Genomic DNA, 24652 nt, shown 5'->3' on the forward strand with positions numbered 1-24652 from the left:
TTCCGTAGGAAGTTGGTGGCCGATAAGCCGCAACTGAAATACGGAACCTTTTTCCTTTTAACTGTAGTATCCCTTTATAAGACTACTAATATTTATGTATGATATAATGTTAAAAATGAAGGAATAATGAATTTCAAACAGCTGTTATAAGGGGATTTATATTGTGGAGAATATAGAAAAGATATTTAAAAATATCAGATTACAGAAATATAAACCAGGAGGAACATCCTTTGCTGATCCTATACGAAATATATTTGTCCAATGCACACCAGAAGAGGTGGTACGGCAAAAAACAATTCTTTTTTTACAGAGCGACTTAGGAGTGCCACTTGAGAGGATTAGCGTTGAAGAGTCTATGGCTCATGTGAAAAGAGGAAAACGGGGAAGAGCAGATATAGTTGTTTATAGGGATGATAAGAAAAAAGATGCACTTTTAGTAATCGAATGTAAGGCCCCTGAGGTGGATGTATCTTGTTATATAGTACGTGAGCAGGCAGAAGGATATCTTAAAATTCTTAATGCTGATTATTATATGCTGATTAATGGGCATCAGATTATAATGTATAAATATAATTCTGGACTTGCTATAGAAATTGAAGGTATTCCTTCTTATAGAGAACTTTTAAATGATGAAGTAGAGTATGCTCGAGCATTGCCGATAAAATCATATAGTTATCATGATATTTTGTCAAAGGACCTTCAACGTGCATTCCAAAAAGAAAATTATTTAGGTGATTCTACATACCATGATATAAAATTATTTGCACTTAATTTCTTAAATTTAATTTTACTAAAAACTGCTATTAATCATGATGATTTAATTGGGATAGGTGTGTCAGAGGATTTTGGTGTAAAAAGAACTAGGTTTGGAAATAGTGCTGGTTATAACTATCAAGAGTTGACTCGTTTGTTTATCGCTAAAGATAATAAGAATAAAGACTTAATTTGGGGTCTTAGTATGATTGGTTATTATAATACACAGTTAAATGTATCAATAACAAACAAGAAAAATAAACATCACACTTTACAATTAGATCTGGATAAATTTTGTGAGTATAATCCAGTTACCAATATGATAACTGTTACACATAATGGAGCCCTATCGTTTGGTAGAGGTGGATCTATGAAACACCAAGTTGTTATAGATTATGTAAAGGATAAAGCACCAGATTTAATTAGAGAGAATAAAGTATATCTTGGTAGTATAGATAATTCTAGGTTGTTGGAATGGGAGTATTTTGATGTTCAAAACTTTATAAATAATTTACTTCGATATGGAATACTTCGTGATGAAGTGCGTGCAAAATATAAAAGGAAGTAATATCTATAAATTTATAGTTGTTGAGAACAAGTAAATGATTTGAGGAGATAATCTATTATGAAGTATATAGAAGAGATTTTTGATAAGATAGAACTTGAAAAATTTCAACGGGATGGAGACTGTATATATGATCCAATACGTTGTTTTTTGTTAGCTGCGACACCGGAGGAGTGTGTTCGCCAAAAAACAATTGTATTCTTGCAACAAGAATTAGGAATACCTATTAATCGGATTTTTGTAGAAGAATCAATGGCACATACTAAAAAGGGATTACGTGGAAGAGCAGATATTGTTGTCTACCGTGATGATGAGTGTACAGATGTATTGATGATTATAGAATGTAAGGCGCCTCATATTAACGTGCTAGGTGATGAAGTATTTAATCAGGCATCAGGATATAGAGAAATACTTAGTGCTGATTATATTATGCTGGTTAATGGTGTGGAGGCAATTATATATTATTATAATGATGGGGCCTATCATGAAGTTAAGGATATTCCTTTATTAGAGGCGCTTTTAATAAAAGAAATTTCTTTTGTCGAGCCAGAACCCTTTGAGGCATATAAATATGAAGAACTTATGTCTGATGAGTTTCAAGAGGCATTTGCAGAGCATGGGGACATTAGTGAATATACGCCTAAATATATCAGAGGGGTTGCTTTAAACCTAATTAATTTAATTTTGCATAAGGAAATTAAAAAGAATGATGTATTAAAAAATATAGGTGTAACAGAGGATTGCTATGTAAGTATGCCACACTTTGGTAATAGTGGCGGTGGCAATTATCAGGTTTGGTCTCGCTTATTTATTGCAAAAGACCATATGAATAAAGATGAAGTGCTTGGTATTAGTATTTGTGGAACTATACATACTGAAAATGATCCACACTGGGGGAATAGAAGTGGCTCTACTCAACTTAATATATCTATAGCTAATAAAGAATCGCGGCATCATTCCCTTCAATTAAATTTAGATCGGTATTGTCGATATAATCCGATTACTAATATAGTAGATATAGTACATAACGGTTCTTTAACAAGAGGTAAAGGGGGCGCAGCTAAAAGAGCAGATGTTATTGCATATATTAAGGAGCGGGCGCCTGAGCTTGTTCATGGTGATGAAATATTTCTTGGATGTTTAAATAATTCTCGTTTATTAGAGTGGAGCGATCCTAATGTACAATCCTTTATAAGGAATTTACTACGTTATGCAGTACTTCGTGATGGATTTAGAGCAGAATATAAAAAATCAAAGTAATATTGTTAATAAAAGACCATTCGACGAATGGTCTTTTTGCATTTATAATAAATCACTCAAAAGTTCAGTTTTAATCGCGCCCTATAAATTCAGTATTTATCTACATTCTTTCCTCATAAGTCAAATTAGTCAAAATAAAAGTCAAAAATTCTAATTTGATATATTGACTTTTTGACTTTTAAGATTTATTATAATGTCATAGGGTAAATAAACCCAGTAAAAATAGTATTAGTCAAATAGTTAAACTCTATGATGTATGAGGGGGTAAAATATATGAACAACAACTTTAACAACTTTGGTAATGAATTTTCTAGCATGAATGATTTGTTTAATCAATTGATGGGTAATATGGGTGGTTATTCCACGGAACGACGTAGTTATAAGATTAACGGTCGCGAAGTAACTCCAGAAGAGTTTGCGTTTTATCGTCAAACTGGTCGTTTACCATCTAATGAAGAAATGCAAGCTGCCCAAGCTGCGCAACAAGGTAAAATTAAACAAGATGGAATCCTTGCTCGTTTGGGGACAAACTTAACTCAACAAGCTCGTGATGGTAAACTCGATCCTGTCATTGGTCGTAATAAAGAAATCCAAGAAACAGCAGAAATCTTAGCGCGTCGTACTAAAAACAATCCAGTACTTGTAGGTGATGCTGGTGTTGGTAAAACTGCAGTAGTAGAAGGCTTGGCACAAGCTATTGTAAATGGTGATGTTCCAGCAGCTATTAAAAATAAAGAAATCATTTCCATCGATATTTCCGGATTGGAAGCTGGTACTCAATACCGTGGTTCCTTTGAAGAAAACATTCAAAACCTTATTAAAGAGGTAAAAGCCGCTGGCAATATTATCTTGTTCTTCGACGAAATCCACCAAATTTTGGGTGCTGGTTCTACCGGTGATGGTCAAGGCTCCAAAGGCTTGGCAGATATCTTAAAACCTGCTTTGTCTCGTGGTGAAATGACTGTTATTGGTGCTACAACACAAGATGAATACCGTAATACAATCATGAAAAACGCGGCTCTCGCTCGTCGTTTTAATGAGGTAAAGGTAAACGCGCCATCTGCAGAGGATACTTTCAAAATCTTACAAGGCATTCGTCCATTGTACGAAGCGCATCATAATATTGAATTGCCAGATGCGGTGTTGAAAGCAGCTGTAGATTATTCCGTACAGTATATTCCACAACGTAGCTTGCCTGATAAAGCTATTGATTTAATCGATGTAACAGCAGCTCACTTGGCATCTCAACATCCTGTAACAGATATTAAAACATTGGAAGCAGATATTGCTGATGCTAAAGCAAAACAAGAGGAATATGCTCAAAAAGAAGACTATGAATCTGCGATTAATGAAAAAATGCGTATTCAAAAGTTACAAGCAGAGCTTGATAACCATACAGAAAATCAAAAGGTAGTGGCTAAGGTTAACGATGTAGCAGAAGCCGTTGAAAGAATGACTGGTATTCCTGTATCTCAAATGGGGGCATCCGATATCGAACGCTTGAAAGACATGAAATCTCGTTTAGAAGCTCATGTAATTGGTCAAGATAAAGCAGTAGAAGCTGTATCTAAAGCAATCCGTCGTAACCGTGCAGGCTTTGACGAAGGCAACCGTCCAATCGGTAGCTTCTTATTCGTAGGTCCTACTGGCGTTGGTAAAACAGAATTAGCTAAACAATTAGCTCTAGATATGTTTGGTAACAAAGATGCAATCATTCGCTTGGATATGTCCGAATATAGTGATCGCACAGCCGTATCTAAATTAATCGGTGCTACAGCTGGTTATGTTGGTTATGAAGATAACTCTAACACATTGACTGAACGCGTACGTCGTAATCCTTATTCCATCGTATTATTCGATGAAATCGAAAAAGCAGACCCTCAAGTTATTACATTACTTCTACAAGTATTGGATGATGGTCGCTTAACAGATGGTCAAGGTAACACAGTAAACTTTAAAAATACTGTTATCATCGCTACATCCAATGCAGGTTTTGGTTATGGTAGTGACAATGATGATGAAAATAAAGTAGATGTAATGGAACGCATCGCTCCATTCTTCCGTCCAGAGTTTTTGAACCGTTTCAACGCAGTTATCGAGTTCAATCAATTGAGCAAAGAAGATTTGAAAAAAATTGTAGATTTGATGCTTGATCAAGTGAATAAAACTTTAGCTAAAAAAGACATCACTCTTGATGTAACAGATGCAGCTAAAGAATTGTTGATGGAACAAGGGTATGACAAAACTATGGGCGCTCGTCCATTACGTCGTGTTATCGAATCTGAAATCCGCGATAATGTAACAGATTTCTACTTGGATCACATCGATGCTAAACACTTGCTTGCCGATGTTAAGGATGGTCATATTGTAATCTCTGAAAAAGCAGATTCCGATGATAGCAAAGACCAAGATAAGGCTGAGAAATAAATAATAGACGTAAAAGTGTCGGAATAATCATTTGACAAATCTGAATAAAGTAGTAATATTAATAGCATAATTATATAGTGAGTATGCAAGGGAGCCTATTATATAGGCTGAGAAAGGGCTGCGAGCACCTGACCTTTATACCTGATCGGGATCATGCCCGCGTAGGAAGCACGCTAATACTTAAAACGGGTATCGATCATTTTGTTCGATACCCGTTTTTGCATACCTAACTATATATGTCTTTTATATAGGAGGATGTAAAAATGTTTATGACACAATTGGAATCGGCTGTGGCTGGTGTAGTTACGAAGGAAATGAAAGTCGTCGCGGAAAAAGAACGTATGGATGAAGACGTATTACGCTCCCTAGTGGCCTCAGGCAAGGTTGTTATTCCTTGTAACAAGCAACATACTAGTATTTCGCCGGAGGGGATTGGCAAACGCCTTAGAACGAAAGTCAATGTTAATTTAGGTACATCAAAAGACGTCACTGATTATGATAGTGAAATTGAAAAGGTTAATCGAGCTATTCGACTTGGAGCAGAGGCAATCATGGATCTTTCCACTCATGGTGATACCCGTATTTTCAGACGTAAATTAATCGAGACATCGCCAGTAATGATTGGCACAGTACCTATTTATGATAGTGTCATTCATCATCAAAAAGATTTGGGTGAATTAACGGCTCAAGACTTCTTGGACACTATCCGATTACACGCTCAAGATGGTGTAGATTTTATTACTATCCACAGTGGTATTACGAGAAAAACAATAGATCAAATCAAGAATCATAAACGGTTGCTCAATATTGTTAGTCGTGGAGGCAGTTTGGTATTTGCGTGGATGAGCATGACAGGTCATGAAAATCCATTCTACGAATACTTTGATGAAATCTTAAAGATTTGCAAAGAATATGATGTTACTTTGTCTTTAGGTGATGCTTGTCGTCCAGGTTGCTTAGCGGATGCAACTGATGTGTGCCAAATTGAAGAGCTTGTAAGGCTTGGTGAATTGGCAAAACGAGCGAAACAATATGGTGTACAAGCTATGATTGAAGGACCTGGGCATGTACCTTTACATCAAATACAAATGAATATGGAAGTTCAAGAATCCTTGTGTGATGGAGCGCCATTCTATGTGTTGGGACCGCTCGTAACAGATATTGCTCCAGGCTATGACCATATTACGGCTGCTATTGGTGGCGCTGTAGCGGGTATGCATGGTGCGTCATTCTTGTGCTATGTTACACCAGCGGAACATTTAGCCTTACCAAATGCAGATGATGTAAAAGACGGAATTATGGCTTTCAAAATAGCGGCGCATGCTGCAGATATTGCTCGTGGTATTCCTAATGCAAGAGATATAGATGACACTATGGCTAAAGCACGTCAAGTTCTCGATTGGGAGGCACAATATGCTTGTGCCCTTGATCCTGAACGGGCTCGTTCTATTCGTGAAAGTAGAGCACCGGAGGAAGATCATAGTGAAACCTGTTCGATGTGTGGCAAGTTCTGTGCTGTACGCAGTATGAATAAAGCTTTACAAGAAGAATATATTGATATTTTATAAGCTTTTTCATATGGGAGGTCACTATGGATTTGATTGTTAATGGAGAGCCAAAGCAGGTTTCAAACGAGCAACTTCATTTGGTTCTTAATGAATTAGGGTATACCGGTAAACACTTTGTAGTTGAGCTTAATGGTGAGATTCTTAGTAAGGAAACGTATACAACCACTAAATTAACGGCTGCTGATAGATTAGAAATCGTTAGCTTTGTAGGAGGTGGTTGATATGTTGGATTCATTTGCTGTAGGTAATACAACATTTTCTAGTCGCTTGTTAGTGGGGACAGGGAAATATGCATCCTATAATTTGATGCATGATGCATTAGTAGCATCACAATCAGATATTGTGACAGTTGCTCTTAGGCGAGTAGGTACAACGCAAAGCGAGGAGGATATATTAAACTATATCCCTGGTACAATGCATTTATTACCGAATACATCGGGTGCTAGAAATGCAGATGAGGCTATACGCATTGCACGTATGGCAAAAGCATTAGGCTGTGGTGATTTGATTAAGATTGAAGTCATTCAAGATCAGATGTATTTGATGCCCGATAATTTAGAGACTATTAAAGCCACCGAGGTGTTGGCAAAGGAAGGGTTTATAGTCTTTCCTTATATGAGTCCTAATTTGATGGATGCAAAGCGACTAGTAGATGCTGGTGCTAGTTGTGTTATGCCCCTCGCTTCGCCTATAGGTAGTAATCGTGGACTTGAAGCAAAAGGATTGATAGAGATTTTAATCAACTCTATTGATGTGCCTATTATTGTTGATGCGGGGATAGGACGTCCTTCTGATGCAACAATAGCTATGGAAATGGGGGCTAGTGCTGTTCTTGTTAATACGGCTATTGCTACGAGTTCGGACCCAGTAGGCATGGCAGAGGCTTTTTATCATGCTGTAGAGGCTGGTCGTAAGGCATATCTTGCAAAATGTGCACCTAAGAAGTCTGTAGGTAGTGCATCTTCACCATTAACTGGTTTCTTGCGAAAGTAGGGTGATGATATGTCATTTATAGATGTACTTTCAAGCGTTTACGACGAAGATATAGCTGAAACATTAGAGGCTATAACTGATGATGAAATACTTTCAACACTCTCTAAATCAGTACTAACTATTGAGGATGCACTTATTCTATTATCACCTCAAGCCCTGCTGTATTTAGAAGATATGGCGCAGATAGCTCATAAGCGGACGGTACAGCAATTTGGTTATACCATACAACTGTTCACGCCTATGTACATTTCAAACTATTGCGACAATGGTTGTGTTTATTGTGGATATAGTCATCATAGTGGAATTGCCCGTGAAAAGCTAAGTTTAGAAGATATTGAGCTTGAGGCGAAAGCAATCGCTGAAACAGGATTAGAGCAAGTTTTAGTGTTAACTGGTGAATCTAAATCTTGTAGTCCACCGTCATATATACAAGCTGCCGTAGAAAAATTGGTTCCTATTTTTAGTAGCGTTAGTGTCGAGGTGTATTCGCTTACGCTAGAGGAATATAAAGGATTAGTCACAGTTGGAGCGGATGGAATGACGATGTTCCAAGAGACATATAATCCGACGTTGTATGCGCAATTACATCCATTTGGGCCTAAGAGTGATTTTGCAAAGCGGATTGATACGCCTGAGTTGGCTTGTCAGGCTGGATTTAGAGTGGTCAATATTGGTGCTTTAATGGGTCTTGATGAATGGCGTCGAGAGGCATACAAGACGATGTTACATCTCAATTACCTTATGCAACATTATCCAGATGTAGAATTATCTGTTTCCGTTCCAAGAATTCGACCTTGTGCAGTAGGTTATTCTCCAAAATATCCTGTAGATGATACGGCATTGGTTCAATATATTTTGGCTTTGCGTCTTTTGTTCCCCCGTGTGGGAATTACGCTTTCCTCTCGTGAAAGCAAGTATATGCGTGATAATCTGGTGAGACTTGGGATTACAAAACTTTCTGCTGGCGTAACAACCTCTGTAGGGGGACATACAAAACAAGATGATTCTAGCCAATTTACAATTAGTGATAATCGCAGCGTAAGTGAAATGGCTGCAATGCTCGAAAATAATGGATACCAACCTATTTATAAAGATTGGCAGGCACTATGAGGAGATATGTGTATGGCTCATATGAATAACGAATTTGAAACGGCTATATCTCACTTCTATAGTTCTGAGGAGTTTCGTAAATTGCAGAGTTCAGTAGTAGGCGTTTTAGGTGCTGGCGGATTGGGATCCAATTGTGCGGTTAATCTTGTCCGTAGCGGTATTCGAAATCTAATTATTGCAGATTATGACATTGTAGAGCTAAGTAATTTAAATCGGCAATACTATTTTTCGAGTCATGTGGGGCAGTATAAGGTAGAGGCTTTACAAGATGTGTTAACTGCCATTAATTCAAATGTTATCGTTACGGTTTATAAGGATAAATTGACAATCGAGAATATACCTGAAATCTATAAAAAAGCCGATATTTTGATAGAAGCCTTTGATACTGTAGAAGCTAAATCTATGTTTTTAGAGGCTACAATTTCAGTATATATACCTAAAATCATGGTATCCGGATTAGCTGGAATCGGTAATTCCGATGCGTTACGAACTAAAAAGCTAGGTAAAAATTTGTATATTGTTGGTGACGAGCATTCCGGTGTAGACAATGCGTATCCTTATGCGCCACGTGTAGCTATTGCTGCTGCAAAACAGGCGGATCTAGCGTTATCACTTTTACTAGAGAAGACCATGTCTAATGAGGTGAAATAGGTGAATCGAAAAGACAAACTAACAGAGGTAATGAATGCTTGCCCTATTTATGGAATTACGGGCGGTACTCGAGATGTGGTTCCGCTTGTGAAAGATATGCTAAGCGCAGGGATACGAATTATTCAATATCGTGAAAAGGGAAAAACACCTATTCTGCGATATCAGGAGGCTATGATTTTGAGACGATTGACCTCTAATTATCATGCTCTATTAATTATTGATGATTATGTTGATCTTGCGCTGGCTGTACATGCTGATGGTGTTCATATTGGGCAAGCTGATTTGCCGCCCAATACGGTAAGACGAATTGTAGGGCCTAATATGTTGATTGGCTGGTCAACCCATAGTATATCTGACCTAAAAGTGGCAAACAGATATACAGGTGTTATTGATTATATTGGGGTAGGGCCTATTTTTTCTACACAAACAAAACCCAATGCTAATCCTGTAGGCATTTCTTATATATATTGGGCAAAGCAGTTTAGTAAGGCTCCCATTGTTGCTATTGGGGGCATTAAAACCACAAATGCTGATACCGTTTGGCAAGCGCATCCCGATTTTATTTGTGCCGTTTCTGAAATAACAGAATCGGATAATATACAAAATACTATTTATGAGCTCATGATGGGATATAGTAGGGTCAGATAAAAATGAGTATACATACAAACCACAAGATTTTAATCTTGTGGTTTTTGTATTTATAAAATAATTTTGTATATATGATAAAAATCCTTGCTAAGGTATAGGTTTATTTAGTATAATCGTATCATTAAATTCAATATTCTATAGAATTTATAAAATAGATGAAGATGGAGAGGTAATAGTATATGTCTCATTATGTAGATTTAAATAGTGATTTAGGCGAAAGTTTTGGCAATTATACATTAGGCATGGATAGTGAAGTATTAAATCACGTAACGAGTGCTAATATTGCTTGTGGTTGGCACGCTGGAGATCCTCTTATTATGGATGCGACTGTCCGCATATGTAAAGAAAAGGGCGTAGCCGTAGGGGCACATCCTGGTTATCCAGATTTGATGGGATTTGGTCGTCGTGCGATGGGAGTAAATCCTGCTGAGGCAAAAGCCTATATGATATACCAACTGGGCGCACTACAAGCTTTTTGTGATAGCAATGACCTTATTTTACAGCATATGAAGTTACACGGTGCCTTTTACAATACAGCTTGTGTTACGCCTGTAATAGCTGATGCAATTTTAGATGGTTTACAAGCAGTAAATCCCAAAATTGCGGCTATGGTATTGAGCGGTAGCTATATTGCTCAAGAGGCACAGCGACGAGGTATTCCTGTTATACAGGAGGTGTTTGCCGATCGTGGCTACACAGAGGAGGGAACATTGGTTCCTCGTACAGAAGTAGGTGCTTTCATCAAAGACCCACAAGAGGCTTTAGACCGAGTTCTCATGATGGTTACAAAGGGTAAGGTTGTTACTAATACGGGGAAGACCATTGATATTGTGGCTGACTCCATATGTGTTCATGGAGATAATCCTGAAGCGATAGCTTTCACAAAGTATATTCGGGAAGGGCTATCAAAAGCTGGTATAACGGTGGCGAATTTTCAACACCGATAACACTATTAAGAACATTAAAATAAATGCTTAATTAATACTAACAGAAAATACGAATATAAGTATTAAAAGCAAGTATGAGCTTTAAGCAATAAGTATGACATAGATTAATTATTATTTTGGAGGTTCCTATGAAACCAATTACAGGTAAAGCGAGTTTCTCTGTCCTATTAGGGGCAGCTTTCTTAATGGCCACGTCTTCCATTGGACCAGGCTTTATGTTACAAACGGCAGCATTTACAAATGAGTTGAAAGCAGACTTTGCATTTGCTATCGTCGTATCCGTTATTTTCTCTATTATTGCACAGCTTAATGTGTGGACAATTATTGGTGTATCCCAAATGCGCGGTCAAGATATTGCGAATAAGGTATTACCAGGCCTTGGGTATATAGTGGCATTTTTAATTTCCCTTGGTGGATTAGCCTTTAATATCGGTAATATTGGTGGTGCTTCTATGGGCCTCAATATTATATTTGGTATCGACACAACAACAGCAGCCGCTATTAGTGGTATTTTGGGCATCTTACTATTTACATCTAAGAAGATGGGTGGTGTTCTAGATAATACGGCTAAAGTACTCGGTACGGTTATGCTCGTCCTCATTGCTTATGTAGCATTTTCAACGAATCCCCCGGTAGGGACAGCAGTGACTCATGCGATAGTACCTACGAATTATCCGTGGCTTGCTACGATAACTCTTATTGGAGGGACCGTAGGTGGATATATAACATTCTCTGGTGGGCACCGCCTTATTGATGCTGGTATTACAGGTCAAGAACATTTAAAGGATGTACGTCGTGCAGCGATTATGGGCATGTCTGTTGATGCGCTAGTTCGTATATTATTATTCTTAGCTGTTCTTGGTGTGGTATCTATGGGATTTGTACTAGATGCTAAGGATCCAGCTGGTTCTGCTTTTCTTTTAGGAGCTGGTGAAATCGGGCATAAATTATTCGGTATAGTGTTCTTCTGTGCCGCATTGACCTCTGTAGTAGGGGCTGCCTACACATCAGTATCCTTCTTAAAAACATTGTTTAAGGTGGTAGAACGAAATGAAAAATTGACTATTATGGCATTTATCTTTATTTCCACATGTATCCTGATTTTTATTGGTAAACCAGCATCTCTATTGATTTTAGCCGGTTCTGTAAATGGTTTGATCTTGCCTGTTACGTTGGCAGTTATGCTTGTCGCAACTCATAAGTCTGAAATCGTAGGAACATATAAACACAATAAACTTTTATATTATACAGGGTGGATTGTAGTGCTCGTAACATCTTACATTGGTGTTACATCTTTAAAGGGCATTGCTAAGTTACTAGGTTAATTAATTATCTGTGAAAGCACCATTACGTTCGTCTTGAATGTGATGGTCCTTTCTAGTTATAGCAGGAGGTACATATGAAACCTACAATTTCACCTGTAGGGGATTGCGCTATCTCTATTGATTTTGGTCAAGCAATAGATCCAAAGATTAATCGACAAATCCGACAAGTTATAGAGCAGATTAAACTCTTACAGCTAGATGGAATTATTGAACTAGTTCCTACATACTGTGCATTGCTTGTTCAATATGATGCAATGGTATATACGTATTCCGACATTTGTAGAACTATTAATCCTATATTACAAGAATCTGTAACAGACAGCGCAAATGAACGTGTTACGATTGTTGAAATCCCGACCATATACGGTGGCGAGTATGGTCCAGATCTAGGCTTTGTAGCCTCTCATAATCATATAAGTGAAGCTGAGGTTGTATCCATTCATAGTGGTACTGATTATTTGGTTTATATGTTAGGTTTTATTCCTGGTTTTACTTACTTAGGTGGAATGAATCCTCGCATTGCAACTCCGCGGTTGTCTTCGCCAAGAACTTTGATTCCTGCCGGGTCTGTAGGTATTGCAGGAGAACAGACTGGCACATATCCATCAGATTCTCCTGGAGGCTGGCAGATTATTGGACGCACACCTGTGACTATGTATGACATGTCTAAGGAGCAAGCTGCACTATTGCAAGCCGGAGACTACGTTCGTTATGTGTCTATCGATGAAAACGAATTCCATAGGGTTAAATCCTTGGGTATGGAATATATTCCATCTATATATGAAATAGAAAGTGGTGATTTACGTGGATATAAATGAGTTTCAACGCGCTTTAATCCGCGTAGATGCTCCGGGTATGTATACAACGATTCAAGATATAGGGCGTATTGGCTTTCAACAATATGGTATGCCTGTGGCAGGTCCTATGGATAGTGAAAGCTATCTCTTGGGACAGGCTCTAGTAGGAAACAAGGAACCTCTAGGTGCTTTAGAATGTACCGTGTTACCTCCTACGCTAACTGTTCAAGGTATATGTATTGTTGCTTTTACAGGGGCCGACATGCACCCAACCATTAACAATGTAGTTGTGCCTAGATATATACCTTTTATTTGTCACGAAGGGGATATCATTTCTGGTGGCTTCAGCCAATGTGGCGTGCGTATGTATATTGCTTTCTCTGGTGGGGTCGATGTTCCTACTATTAACGGTAGCGTATCCACTCATACAAAGGCTAAAATAGGTGGTTTTGAGGGGCGTTCATTACAAGCGGGTGATCAGTTTGGCATTAAAGCATTTACTAGACACGAAGTGAATGTGTGCGACTTCTATGGAACTCATAAATTATTCAATACCGCTTTATATAACCGCGGCGGTCGTGAGTGTCACGAACCTTTGCGTGTAGTACTAGGAGAGCAAGCAAAGTATTTTACCGAGAAAGGGATTAAGACCTTTGGTAGTAAAATATATACATTGACCGTACAATGTGATCGCATGGGCTTCCGCTTAGATGGCCCTGTTATAGAGCATATCGATAGTGCAGACATTATTTCTGATGGTGCTGTATTTGGTTCTATTCAAGTTCCGTCAGATGGAAATCCAATAATCCTCATGGCGGACCGGCAAACAACGGGCGGCTATACAAAGATTGGTACTGTCATTACCGCTGATTTACCTAGGTTAAGCCAGTTGCCAGTAGGGGATGGAATTCATTTTGATATTATTTCTGTAGAAGAATCACAAGAAATATATCGTACCTATATGAAACACTTGCATAAGCGAATACAATTAGCACACCAACAAAGTTTATATGTTTTTAAATTATGCTAGTTTGTTCCCTAATTTAATTATACAATTTAGTAATAAAGCTATCTCGTAGATTGTTATTTCTATGAGATAGCTTTTTGTTATGTAATGTAAGATGAATTGATGAGGTGGTGGGAAAATATAATCTTATAAAACAAGTTTAAAATAATGATTATGAATTTATATTCATTTTATCTCTTCGTTATGGTATAAAATAAGCCCGTATTTAATATAAATTTGTGACATGAATCACTATAAAGCCCATTGCTACGCTGTTTTTGCAATGCCTATAATTGTGAAAAATAAATGAAAAAAGCTTGATAGTATATTAAAGGTTTTGGTATACTTATAATATTGAAAATTTTAAAATTCTCGTATGACTTACCATATGATAAAACATCGAGGGAGCATTAATATTAATATAGTTTATAGGAGAAAGTATGAATAAGATTTTTAAAGTGGTTTGGAGCAAATCAAAAAACTGTTACGTAGTAGTATCTGAGTTCGCTAAGAATAATAGTGGTAAAAAGAAAATTGTTGTAGCAGCAATCTTGGCTGTATTAGCAATGACTAATGCTAGCATCTCTATGGCGGCAAATACTTTGCCTACAAATCTGCATGCAACAGCAGTAGGCTTGGGGGATGGTGCTTCTGTTACTGGTGACAAAGCTGTAGGTTTCGGTCAAAATGCAGCAGCTGCTGGTGTATATTCTATTGCAATAGGTTCTAATTCTAGTACCAGTGTTAACAGTCCACAAGGAATCGCTATTGGTGGTGGTAATACTGCTAATGAAGGTGCAAGAGTAATTGGGGAGCAAGCAATTGCCATTGGGGGAAATACAATAGCTCAAGGTAACTCTTCTATTGTTATTGGTGGCGATGATGTAGTTAAAGCCGATAGTGTAAAAGTTATTTACACTACGAATAATGGTGAGAATAAAACTGGGGATTTGCGTAGTGCTGTTCAAAGCTTAACAGGATTTGATATGAGAAACCCACTATATACAGCGGCAACGGCTGGCGAATCTGGTATCACATTAGGTATGAAAGGTCAGTCTGGAAATGTTGGCATTGCAATTGGTACTGGTGCAAATGCGAAGGATCGTTTATCAGGAACTTCTAGTGGTGCTTCTGGTCAAGCCAATAATGATGTAACAAATGCTATTGCTATTGGCACAGGGGCTAGGGCAAATCGTGATAATGCTATTGCCATCGGTGGTGGTTCTAACACTGATGTAGGCGGTACAAAACAATCTAGTTATACTTTGCCAAATAACGTTGTTGCTTCCTGGGCTGGTGGTGATAAAACATTGCCAGGTGACGTTGTATCTTTTGGCTCTAAAGGGTATGAACGTCAGTTGAAACATGTGGCTCCAGGTGAAGTAAGTGCTACTTCCACAGATGCAATTAATGGCTCTCAACTTAGTGCTATTGTAGACCAAATCGCTTATAAATATATATCTATAAAATCTTCTGATATTGCTAATAAAGATAATACTGGTGCTACGGCGGCTAATTCTATTGCTATTGGCCCAAATGCCGCAACAGACGTATCTGCGAGTCGTTCTGTAGCTGTTGGTGATGGTGCTAGAGGTAAAGTCGTAGATGGTGTAGCTGTTGGTTCAAAATCTACAGCTGATATTGCTTCAGGCGTAGCGGGCTATAATGTTAATACTAGTCGTACAGATATATATGCTGGTTTAAGTGGTGCTGCCCTAACGTCTAAATTAGGTGGTGTTGCTATTGGTACGACAAACCAAACACGTCAAATTAACTATGTTGCTGCTGGTACTGCTGATACAGATGCAGTAAACGTGGCGCAATTAAAGAGTGTTAATCTAGCTTTTACAGGTGATACTGGTACAGGTGATGTGAACCTTGCTAATAGTAAATTGGCTGTAAATGGTGATAATACATACATTACAACTACAGCTAATGGTAAGAAAATTACAGTTTCTGGTAAAAAGCAAGACATTACTGTAGCAAATGGTAACGCTACAGCCTCGGCTGGTATGGCGGATTCTGCTAACGTAGCTAATGTGATTAATCAAGCGATTGATCAAAATAAATACGGTTGGAATCTTTCTGCTAATGGTGAAGCTACACCATTAGCGGTTGAAAAAGGTAATACAGTAGATTTTTCTGGTGACGATAATGTTGCGGTTGCTAGAAATGATAAGAAAATCTCTGTAGCTTTGAAAAAAGATCTTTCTAAATTAAACAGTGCTTCTTTCAATAATGCTGGTGGTAATGAAACCGTTAAAATTGATGGTGACAAAGGTATCAATGCTGGGAATTTGAAAGTTACGAATGTAGCAGATGGTGTTGCTGATAAAGATGCTGTCAATGTATCTCAATTGAAAAAAGTTGACAATAAAGCAGAAGCTAATAAAACTGCTATTGATACAAATAAAACTGCAATCACTAAAAATGCAGGCGATATTGTAACAAATAAGTCTGATATTGCAACCAATAAAGACAATATTGCGACGAATAAACAAAAAATTGCTGACAATAAAACTGCAATTGATAAGAATGCAGGCGATATTGTGACAAACAAAACAGATATTGCTACTAATAAGGACAATATTGCTACAAACAAAGCTGATATCGCAACCAATAAAGCTAATATCGATAAAAACACGACAGCTATCGGACGTAAAATTTCCTTAGGTGGTAACTCTGGTTCTACCGATGAAAAATCCTTGAGTACAGGTGATGTGAAATTCAATGTTAAAGGCGAGAACGGTCTTACTACTGTTGCTAATGGCGACGATGTGACTGTTAAACTTGATGATACGACTAAAGGTAAAATTGATAATGCAGCTGATCGAGATTTGAGTAATTTGACATCTGACGGTAAGCAACAGGTTAAGGATTTGGCAGCTTGGAATGTTGTAGCTAATAATAATACTGCTGAAAAGATTGAAGGTGGCAACACTGTTAAGTTTATCGATGGTGATAACATTTCCATCACTCAAAATGGAAAAGACTTCACCGTTTCTACTAAGAATGATGTAACTTTTGATACAGTAACTGCTAACCAAACCATTACAGCGCCAAAGGTTAAAGCGACAACTGGGGTTGAAACTCCTCAAGTAACAGGTTTGACTAACACTACATGGGTTCCAGGTCAAACACAACCTGTATCTGGTCGTGCTGCCACAGAAGATCAATTGAAACATGTTGATGATCAAGTAGCAGAGAATAAAGCCAATATTGCTGACAATAAGGATAAAATTGGCAAAAACGCTGATGCTATTGCTGATAACAAGCAAAAAATAGCTGATAATAAAACGGCAATTGATAAAAATGCAGTAGATATTGCTACTAACAAAGACAATATTGCTGCGAATAAAGCTGATATCGGAGCCAATACAGATAAAATTGGTAAAAATGCTGATGCTATTGCAGATAATAAACAAAAAATAGCCGACAATAAAACTGCAATTGATAGAAATACAAGTGACATTGCTACAAACAAAGGGGATATTGCTTCTAATAAAGCTAATATTGCTCAAAATACTGCGGCTATCGCTCGTAAGATTTCTTTAGGTGGTAACTCTGGTTCTACCGATGAAAAATCTTTGAGCACAGGTGATGTGAAGTTCAATGTTAAGGGTGAAAATGGTCTTACTACGGTTGCTAATGGTGACGATGTAACCGTTAAACTTGATGATGCAACTAAAGGTAAGGTCGACAATGCAGCTGATCGAGACTTGAGCAATTTGACTCCTGATGGTAAGCAACAAGTTAAGGATTTATCCGCATGGAACGTAGTAGCTAATGGTAATACTGCCGAAAAAGTTGAAGGTGGCAATACAGTTAAGTTTATCGATGGTGATAACATTTCTATTACTCAAAATGGTAAGGACTTCACCATTTCTACTAAGAAAGATGTAACCTTTGATACGGTAACAGCTACTCAAACGATTACAGCGCCAAAGGTTAAAGCGACAACTGGGGTTGAAACTCCTCAAGTAACAGGTTTGACCAACACTGCATGGACTCCGGGACAAACACAACCTGTATCTGGTCGTGCAGCTACAGAAGACCAATTGAAACACGTTGATGATCAAGTAGCAGAAAACAAAGCCAATATCGCTGATAATACAGCTAAGATTGGCAAAAATACTGATACCATTGCGGATAACAAGCAAAAAATAGCTGATAATAAAGCTACAATTAATAAAAATACTGGCGACATTGCTACTAATAAAGATAATATTGCAGATAATAAGCAAAAAATAGCTGATAATAAAGCTGCAATTGATAAGAATGCAGGTGATATTGTTACTAATAAGGACAATATTGCTGCGAATAAACAAAATATTGCTGATAACAAAGCTGCTATCACTAAAAATGCTAGTGATATTGCAACTAATAAGGATAACATCGACAAAAACACAACAGCCATCGGTCGTAAGATTTCTTTAGGTGGTAACTCTGGTTCTACTAATGAAAAATCCTTGAGTACAGGTGATGTAAAATTCAATGTGAAAGGTGAAAATGGTCTTACTACGGTTGCAAATGGCGACGATGTGACTGTTAAACTCGATGATGTAACTAAAGGTAAAATCGAGAATGCAGCGGACCAAGACTTGAGCAATTTGACCCCTGATGGTAAGCAACAAGTTAAGGATTTAGCAGCTTGGAATGTAGTCGCTAATAATGAAACGGCTGAAAAGGTTGAAGGTGGTAACACTGTTAAGTTCATCGATGGCGATAACATTTCCATTACTCAAAATGGTAAAGACTTTACAATCGCAACTAAGAAAGATGCTACTTTTGATACGGTAACGGCTACTCAAACCATTACAGCGCCAAAAGTGAAAGCGACAACTGGGGTTGAAACACCTCAAGTAACAGGTTTGACTAATACTGCTTGGGTTCCGGGTCAGACACAACCTGTATCTGGTCGTGCAGCGACAGAAGACCAATTGAAACATGTTGATGATCAAGTAGCAGAAAACAAAGCCAATATTGCTGATAATACAGATAAGATTGGCAAAAATGCTGATGCCATTGCAGATAATAAGCAAAAAATAGCTGACAATAAAGCTGCAATTGGTAAAAATGCAGTAGATATTGCTACTAACAAAGATAATATCGCAACTAATAAAGCCGATATAGCAACTAATAAAAATAATATTGCGACGAATAAACAAAATATTGCAGATAACAAAGCGGCCATCACTAAAAATGCTGGCGATATCGCAGCCAATAAAGCTAATATTGATAAAAATACAGAAGCTATCGGTCGTAAGATTTCCTTAGGTGGTAATACTGGTTCAACCGATGAGAAATCCTTAAGTACAGGCGATGTGAAATTCAATATTAAAGGGCAAAATGGTATTGTTACTGAAGCTAATGGAGAAGATGTAACTGTCAAATTAGATGATGCTACGGCTAATAAAATCAACAATGCAGCAAATACGGATTTGAGCAACTTAACAGATGCTGGTAAACAACAAGTTAAAGATTTATCCGCATGGAACGTAGTAGCTAATGGTAATACTGCCGAAAAAGTTGAAGGTGGCAATACAGTTAAGTTTATCGATGGTGATAACATTTCCATTACTCAAAATGGTAAAGACTTCACAATTGCTACTAAACAAGACGTAACCTTCAATACTGTAAAAGCAAATCAAACAATTACAGCACCAAAAGTGAAAGCTACAGAAGGTGTAGAAACACCTCAAGTAACGGGTTTGACTAACACTGCATGGACTCCTGGTCAAACACAGCCTGTCTCTGGACGTGCCGCCACAGAAGATCAATTGAAACATGTTGATGATCAAGTAGCAGAAAACAAAGCCAACATTGCTGATAATACAGATAAGATTGGTAAAAATGCTGATGCCATTGCGGATAACAAGCAAAAAATAGCTAATAATAAAGCTGCAATTGATAGAAATGCTGCTGATATTGCAACTAATAAGGATAACATCGCAACCAATAAAGCTAATATCGACAAAAACACGACAGCTATTGCCCGTAAGATTTCTTTAGGTGGTAACTCTGGTTCTACCGATGAAAAATCGTTGAGCACAGGTGATGTGAAATTCAATGTTAAAGGAGAAAATGGTCTTACTACTGTTGCTAATGGAGACGATGTCACTGTTAAACTCGATGATGCGACTAAAGGCAAAATCGATAATGCAGCAAATCAAGACTTGAGCAACTTAACAGAGACTGGTAAACAACAAGTTAAAGATATATCTGCATGGAATGTAACAGCTGCTGGTGGTACCGTTGAAAAAGTACAAGGTGGCGATACCATAAAATTCCAAGCAGGTGATAATCTTGTAGTTAATCAAGATAAAACTACTTTTACATATGGCTTGGCTAAAGACTTGAAAGGTCTAAACAGTGTTACCGTAGGTGATGAAAACGGTGTATCCACTAAGATTACTCCTGCAGGTACAACTGTGAAAGATGCAGCTGGCAACTCTACTGTAATTAAGGGTGGTGGTATGACTATTACTCCGACAGATGCAACAGCTAGCCCTGTATCCCTTACTGTAGACGGCTTAAATAATGGTGGTAAGCAGATTCGTGGTGTAGCTCCTGGCACAGCTGATACTGATGCAGTAAATGTTAGCCAATTGAAAGCATCTAATGCCGGTTTACAAGAAGCTGTTAATCGTGTAGGTACTGAAACACAACGTGTTGGTGCTCATGCGGCAGCTATGGCAGCGTTGAAACCAATTCAATACGATCCATTGGAACCAACACAAATTATGGCTGGCATTGGTAACTACCGTGGTGAAACTGCGGGTGCTATCGGTATTGCTCACTACCGAACTGAAGATACTATGTTCAACGTAGGCGTTTCACTTGGTACTAGTCATAACATGGTAAATGCAGGTGTAACGCATAAATTTGGTGGTAGTCGTGAAAGAAAAGACGCTATTCCAGAACGTTATAAAGCAGGTCCAATTAGCTCTGTCTATGTAATGCAAGATGAAGTATCTAGTCTCAAAAAAGAAAATAGTAATCAAAAAACTGTTATTGCTAATCAAGCAGCACGTCTAAATACATTGGAAGCTGAAAATGAACGTCAACGTCAAGAATTGGCTGAGACTAAACAAGGCTTAGATGACTTGCGTGCAGTAGTAAATCAATTATTAGCCGCTAAAGGTTAAGAGTTGAGAGCTAGTTTTGATAATAGTTTAAGATAATTATTTTCCTGTAGACCTAAAGAACCTCTTATACACTGTTATACCTGATAGGGTACATACATTTTGTATAAGAGGTTCTTTTGCTATTTTGATATATATTCTTATTTAAAATGCATAACATATGAATGACTTCTCATATGTTATGTGATATAATACAGTGGAAGTAAGAGGCGAAGTGATGCCTCTACTATGTATGATCTTACATGAATAGGAGATAGGATGTTAGACCGTATACAACGATGGCTTTCAATAGATACCATGTTACCTGTTGCAGAACGATTAGGACCTGTAGGCACGACAAAGCAGCTATATGGTAATTATTTAAAAATAGCTTGGCCAGCTACATTACAAGGCTTGATGTTACAATTTATGACGGCCATCGATTTGGCGATGGTTGGTGCCTTAGGTGCATCAGCTCTTGCTTCGGTAGGTATTATGGGACAACCTGAGATGGTAATGCTCATCTTCTGTCGTGCCGTATCCATTGCTGTGACGGCAATCATAGCTCGTCGTCATGGTGAAGGTGATGTGGATGGTATGAATGCCGTACTCAAGCAGTCTATTTTATTGAATTTTTTGATTTATGTACCGTTATTATTGATATGTTTCTTAAATTTAGAGCATATTCTACGTTTTACAGGTGCTGAAGATGGCTATATTGAAACAGCTGTTTGGTATGGTCGTTTCATAGTTATTAGTTTAATCTTTCAGTCTTTTAGTCAAATCGTAGGGGCTGCACTCATTGGATATGGTAATACTAAAGTTATTTTTAAATCTAATGTAGTAGGGAATATTTTGAATACAATAATGAACTTCTTCTTGATTTATGGTATTGGTTTCTTCCCTGAACTTGGTGTTATGGGGGCAGGGGTTTCCACCATGATCAGTAGTGCGATTATTGCATTATTGTTGTTGCGTACGATTTCAGAACATACTGCTACTGGATTAACATTGCGTCATTCGTCGAAATGGACTTTTGAAAGACCCGTATTACATACAATATTTCATGTAGGTGGTAGTTCTTTAGGAGAACAGTTCTTTGAGCGATTCGGTATGTATACATACACTATGATTGTTGCTTCCTTAGGTGCGGTACCTTTAGCAGCACATTACGTATGTATGAATTTAATGGATATATTTTATTATTTTGCTATGGGCCTTGGATTTGCAGGTGCATCACATACGGGGCAAAGCCTTGGACACAAACGACCGGATATTGCATGTACTTATGGTAAAATTGGGGCTCGAATTGGTTTAGTCGTGGGCCTTGTAAGTGCATTAATCTTTATTGGTCCTGGTGATTTTTTAGTACAGTTATATACTCGTGAAAGTGATGTTGTTACACTTTCAGCCACTTTGATGGGTATTATGGCTATCGCTGCATTCCCTCAAGCATTGCAGCAAGTGTATTCTGGTGTGTTGAAAGGGGCAGGAGATACATATTACATCATGAAATATTCTCTTGTAAGCGTAGCAATCATTCGACCTATTATTACGTATCTATTGTGCATTACATTAGGTTTAGGACTTTTTGGGGCATGGTTATCTTTGTGCTTTGATCAGTCTCTAAGATTATGTTGTTCTTATTTGAGATTTATTCGAGGAGCATGGCAACATAAGGTTGTTTAATGAGATATAAATATAGTTTTAATTTAACTTTCGCTTTATATTAAAAATAGGCTTCATGTAAATGTTAAAATTTAAAATACTAATACTCGATATAATTTTAAACGGTAGATAATAATTATATATTTTGTTGATTATTCTTTTTTACATTGAAATTTTTAGAAAAATTCATGAAAAAATAGTGAATAAACTCTTGTCTATTAAAAATTTTTGATGTACAATACTTAATGTGAAAAAAATGACACATTGGGGAATGTGTTATCTGACCAGAAACTTCTGATTTCACGTATATATGTAAGGGATATACATATGAAATGATAAAAGCCTCCTTAGTGTATAAGGGGGCTTTTATTTGTTCAATTATAGTTAGATCTATCAGTGTATATAATAATGATTTTGATGAACTTACAGAACCAGTGATCTTATTATTGTTAGAGAATCTTAAAAAAGATAAATAGTATTATAATTACGGGACTGTAATATGTGCAGAAAATCGCAGTGATTAGGTAATTAAGAGGATTTAAATATTTATATTTATAACATTAATAGATATAACTAAAAATTCATCTGATATTCATGAAGGATATTGAATTATATTGAAAAATTGTGTAAAATATAAGCATATTATTACCAAAGCCTAAGTATTATAAGGGCTGTTTTTGGAGGGAATTATAATGAATAAAAAATTATTAGCTTTATTGGCAGTTGCTGCTGTAGGCGTGTCCGTAGCAGGTGCAACTCCTCAAACTCAATTCAATAAAGGTGAGTTTCAAGTTGATCTTGGCGCGTCTGATTCTAAAGCAAAAACTAAAGCTTGGACTTCTGATGCAAAATGGAACTTTGATGGTGGTGTAACATACGCTTTCACAGATAAAACCGCGTTACAATACCAATACCATGGTTTGAATGATAAAATGTTCGGCACTAGCTATAGTGACAGAATGCAAGAAGTTAACTTGGTTCAATCTTTGAATAAAAATTTCGCAGTATATGGCGGTTATGCTCATATTTCTGGTGATACATTCCCTAAAGCAAATAATATTGCTCAATTGGGTGTAATTGGTAAAGCTAATCTTGGCTCCAAAGTAGACGTTTATGGTAAAGCGGGTGTAGGGACTAAGAGAACTACCACTTGGGAAGCAGGTTTAGGTTATAAAGTTAACCAAGACTGGGATATTAATGCAGGGTATCGTTATATCAATACTAAACGTGATGATAAGTCTAATATTTCCTTCCAAGGTCCTGTAGTAGGATTATCTTACCGTTTCGGTGGTCACAAATCCGTAGCTCCTGTATACACTCCAGCACCAGCTCCTGTATACACTCCGGCTCCAGCTCCTACTGTAGAAGCGCCTGCATATAAAACTCCTAAATTGGACTACTATGTACAATCTATCTACTTTGACTCTGATCAAGATGTTGCTCGTGCAGACCAATATCCAAACTTAACGGCTGCTGTAAATGCTGCTAACCAATATTCTCAAGACCAAGTTAAATTGATGGGTAACGCTGATACTGATGCAAACCCTCAATACAACATTGCTTTGTCTGAACGCCGCGTACAACATGTGGCTCAATATTTAGTTAACCACGGTGTATCTGCCGATCGTCTTATCGGTATTGCTAATGGTGATGTTAAACCAGTTGCAACTAACTCTACAGCAGCAGGTAAAGCTGAAAACCGTCGTGTAGACGTTTATATTCATCGCTAATTTCTAGACTTATCTAGATTAGCCCTACAATAAGTCCACCTTCAATCATGCTCTCTTGTTCATCGGGAATTCGAGCATGC

At 37.5% G+C, this 24652-nt stretch carries 16 protein-coding genes and 1 riboswitch; all 16 genes read left to right on the forward strand.

The window, feature by feature from the left end; genetic code table 11:
- Nucleotides 1-163: 163 nt before the first annotated feature.
- The 16 genes from VPAR_RS02275 to VPAR_RS02350 all read left to right on the forward strand — a co-directional run bounded on the left by VPAR_RS02275 (nt 164) and on the right by VPAR_RS02350 (nt 24572).
- Nucleotides 164-1321, forward strand: a complete 1158-nt coding sequence (locus VPAR_RS02275) for a type I restriction enzyme HsdR N-terminal domain-containing protein (RefSeq protein WP_012864003.1) — start codon at nt 164-166, stop codon at nt 1319-1321.
- Between the two features lie 57 nt (nt 1322-1378).
- The gene (locus VPAR_RS02280) at nt 1379-2578 is read left to right on the forward strand and encodes a type I restriction enzyme HsdR N-terminal domain-containing protein (protein ID WP_012864004.1); all 1200 of its coding nucleotides are present in this window, start codon (nt 1379-1381) and stop codon (nt 2576-2578) included.
- A gap of 273 nt (nt 2579-2851) precedes the next feature.
- Nucleotides 2852-5005 carry an ATP-dependent Clp protease ATP-binding subunit gene (locus tag VPAR_RS02285; protein ID WP_004698322.1) on the forward strand — a complete coding sequence of 718 codons (2154 nt, stop codon included), beginning with the start codon at nt 2852-2854 and terminating at the stop codon, nt 5003-5005.
- Nucleotides 5006-5082: 77 nt separating this feature from the next.
- Nucleotides 5083-5190, forward strand: a riboswitch (TPP riboswitch).
- Between the two features lie 78 nt (nt 5191-5268).
- On the forward strand, nt 5269-6573 hold the full coding sequence (gene thiC, locus VPAR_RS02290) for a phosphomethylpyrimidine synthase ThiC (RefSeq protein ID WP_004698352.1): 1305 nt from the start codon (nt 5269-5271) through the stop codon (nt 6571-6573).
- Nucleotides 6574-6596: 23 nt separating this feature from the next.
- The gene (thiS, locus tag VPAR_RS02295) at nt 6597-6794 is read left to right on the forward strand and encodes a sulfur carrier protein ThiS (RefSeq protein ID WP_004695635.1); all 198 of its coding nucleotides are present in this window, start codon (nt 6597-6599) and stop codon (nt 6792-6794) included.
- A gap of 1 nt (nt 6795) precedes the next feature.
- The gene (locus tag VPAR_RS02300) at nt 6796-7566 is read left to right on the forward strand and encodes a thiazole synthase (protein ID WP_004698374.1); all 771 of its coding nucleotides are present in this window, start codon (nt 6796-6798) and stop codon (nt 7564-7566) included.
- Nucleotides 7567-7575: 9 nt separating this feature from the next.
- Complete coding sequence (thiH, locus tag VPAR_RS02305) at nt 7576-8676, forward strand: 2-iminoacetate synthase ThiH (RefSeq protein ID WP_008715682.1); 1101 nt, start codon at nt 7576-7578, stop codon at nt 8674-8676.
- Nucleotides 8677-8688: 12 nt separating this feature from the next.
- Nucleotides 8689-9327: a sulfur carrier protein ThiS adenylyltransferase ThiF gene (thiF, locus tag VPAR_RS02310; RefSeq protein ID WP_012864005.1), complete on the forward strand. Its 639-nt coding sequence runs from the start codon at nt 8689-8691 to the stop codon at nt 9325-9327.
- Complete coding sequence (thiE, locus tag VPAR_RS02315) at nt 9328-9975, forward strand: thiamine phosphate synthase (RefSeq protein WP_004698376.1); 648 nt, start codon at nt 9328-9330, stop codon at nt 9973-9975. It begins immediately after the preceding gene.
- Between the two features lie 179 nt (nt 9976-10154).
- Nucleotides 10155-10922: a LamB/YcsF family protein gene (locus tag VPAR_RS02320; RefSeq protein ID WP_012864006.1), complete on the forward strand. Its 768-nt coding sequence runs from the start codon at nt 10155-10157 to the stop codon at nt 10920-10922.
- 128 nt (nt 10923-11050) lie between these two features.
- Nucleotides 11051-12247 (forward strand): NRAMP family divalent metal transporter, encoded by a 1197-nt coding sequence (locus VPAR_RS02325; protein WP_004698382.1) that lies wholly within the window; start codon nt 11051-11053, stop codon nt 12245-12247.
- A gap of 74 nt (nt 12248-12321) precedes the next feature.
- Entirely contained in the window at nt 12322-13065 is a 744-nt protein-coding gene (gene pxpB / locus VPAR_RS02330; protein WP_012864007.1) for a 5-oxoprolinase subunit PxpB, read from the forward strand.
- 37 nt (nt 13066-13102) lie between these two features.
- Nucleotides 13103-14074, forward strand: coding sequence for a 5-oxoprolinase subunit C family protein (locus VPAR_RS02335; protein WP_371079506.1), 972 nt, complete (start codon nt 13103-13105; stop codon nt 14072-14074).
- A 416-nt stretch (nt 14075-14490) separates the two neighbouring features.
- Nucleotides 14491-21198 carry an ESPR-type extended signal peptide-containing protein gene (locus VPAR_RS02340; protein ID WP_012864009.1) on the forward strand — a complete coding sequence of 2236 codons (6708 nt, stop codon included), beginning with the start codon at nt 14491-14493 and terminating at the stop codon, nt 21196-21198.
- Between the two features lie 255 nt (nt 21199-21453).
- A complete protein-coding gene (locus VPAR_RS02345; protein ID WP_012864010.1) occupies nt 21454-22863 on the forward strand; it encodes an MATE family efflux transporter in 1410 nt (469 codons plus the stop codon).
- Between the two features lie 671 nt (nt 22864-23534).
- A complete protein-coding gene (locus VPAR_RS02350) occupies nt 23535-24572 on the forward strand; it encodes an OmpA family protein (RefSeq protein WP_012864012.1) in 1038 nt (345 codons plus the stop codon).
- The last annotated feature ends 80 nt before the right edge of the window (nt 24573-24652 follow it).

Origin of the sequence: Veillonella parvula DSM 2008 (assembly GCF_000024945.1) — a bacterium.
In the GTDB taxonomy this organism is placed as follows: domain Bacteria; phylum Bacillota; class Negativicutes; order Veillonellales; family Veillonellaceae; genus Veillonella; species Veillonella parvula.

Excerpts from the sequence above, each read along its gene's own strand:
- VPAR_RS02350 (WP_012864012.1), top strand. The coding sequence starts at position 23,535 with ATGAATAAAAAATTATTAGCTTTATTGGCAGTTGCTGCTGTAGGCGTG.
- thiH (WP_008715682.1), top strand. The coding sequence starts at position 7,576 with ATGTCATTTATAGATGTACTTTCAAGCGTTTACGACGAAGATATAGCT.
- thiF (WP_012864005.1), top strand. The coding sequence starts at position 8,689 with ATGGCTCATATGAATAACGAATTTGAAACGGCTATATCTCACTTCTAT.
- thiS (WP_004695635.1), top strand. The coding sequence starts at position 6,597 with ATGGATTTGATTGTTAATGGAGAGCCAAAGCAGGTTTCAAACGAGCAA.
- VPAR_RS02300 (WP_004698374.1), top strand. The coding sequence starts at position 6,796 with ATGTTGGATTCATTTGCTGTAGGTAATACAACATTTTCTAGTCGCTTG.
- pxpB (WP_012864007.1), top strand. The coding sequence starts at position 12,322 with ATGAAACCTACAATTTCACCTGTAGGGGATTGCGCTATCTCTATTGAT.
- VPAR_RS02285 (WP_004698322.1), top strand. The coding sequence starts at position 2,852 with ATGAACAACAACTTTAACAACTTTGGTAATGAATTTTCTAGCATGAAT.
- VPAR_RS02340 (WP_012864009.1), top strand. The coding sequence starts at position 14,491 with ATGAATAAGATTTTTAAAGTGGTTTGGAGCAAATCAAAAAACTGTTAC.
- VPAR_RS02320 (WP_012864006.1), top strand. The coding sequence starts at position 10,155 with ATGTCTCATTATGTAGATTTAAATAGTGATTTAGGCGAAAGTTTTGGC.
- thiC (WP_004698352.1), top strand. The coding sequence starts at position 5,269 with ATGTTTATGACACAATTGGAATCGGCTGTGGCTGGTGTAGTTACGAAG.
- VPAR_RS02345 (WP_012864010.1), top strand. The coding sequence starts at position 21,454 with ATGTTAGACCGTATACAACGATGGCTTTCAATAGATACCATGTTACCT.
- VPAR_RS02280 (WP_012864004.1), top strand. The coding sequence starts at position 1,379 with ATGAAGTATATAGAAGAGATTTTTGATAAGATAGAACTTGAAAAATTT.
- VPAR_RS02335 (WP_371079506.1), top strand. The coding sequence starts at position 13,103 with ATGTATACAACGATTCAAGATATAGGGCGTATTGGCTTTCAACAATAT.
- VPAR_RS02325 (WP_004698382.1), top strand. The coding sequence starts at position 11,051 with ATGAAACCAATTACAGGTAAAGCGAGTTTCTCTGTCCTATTAGGGGCA.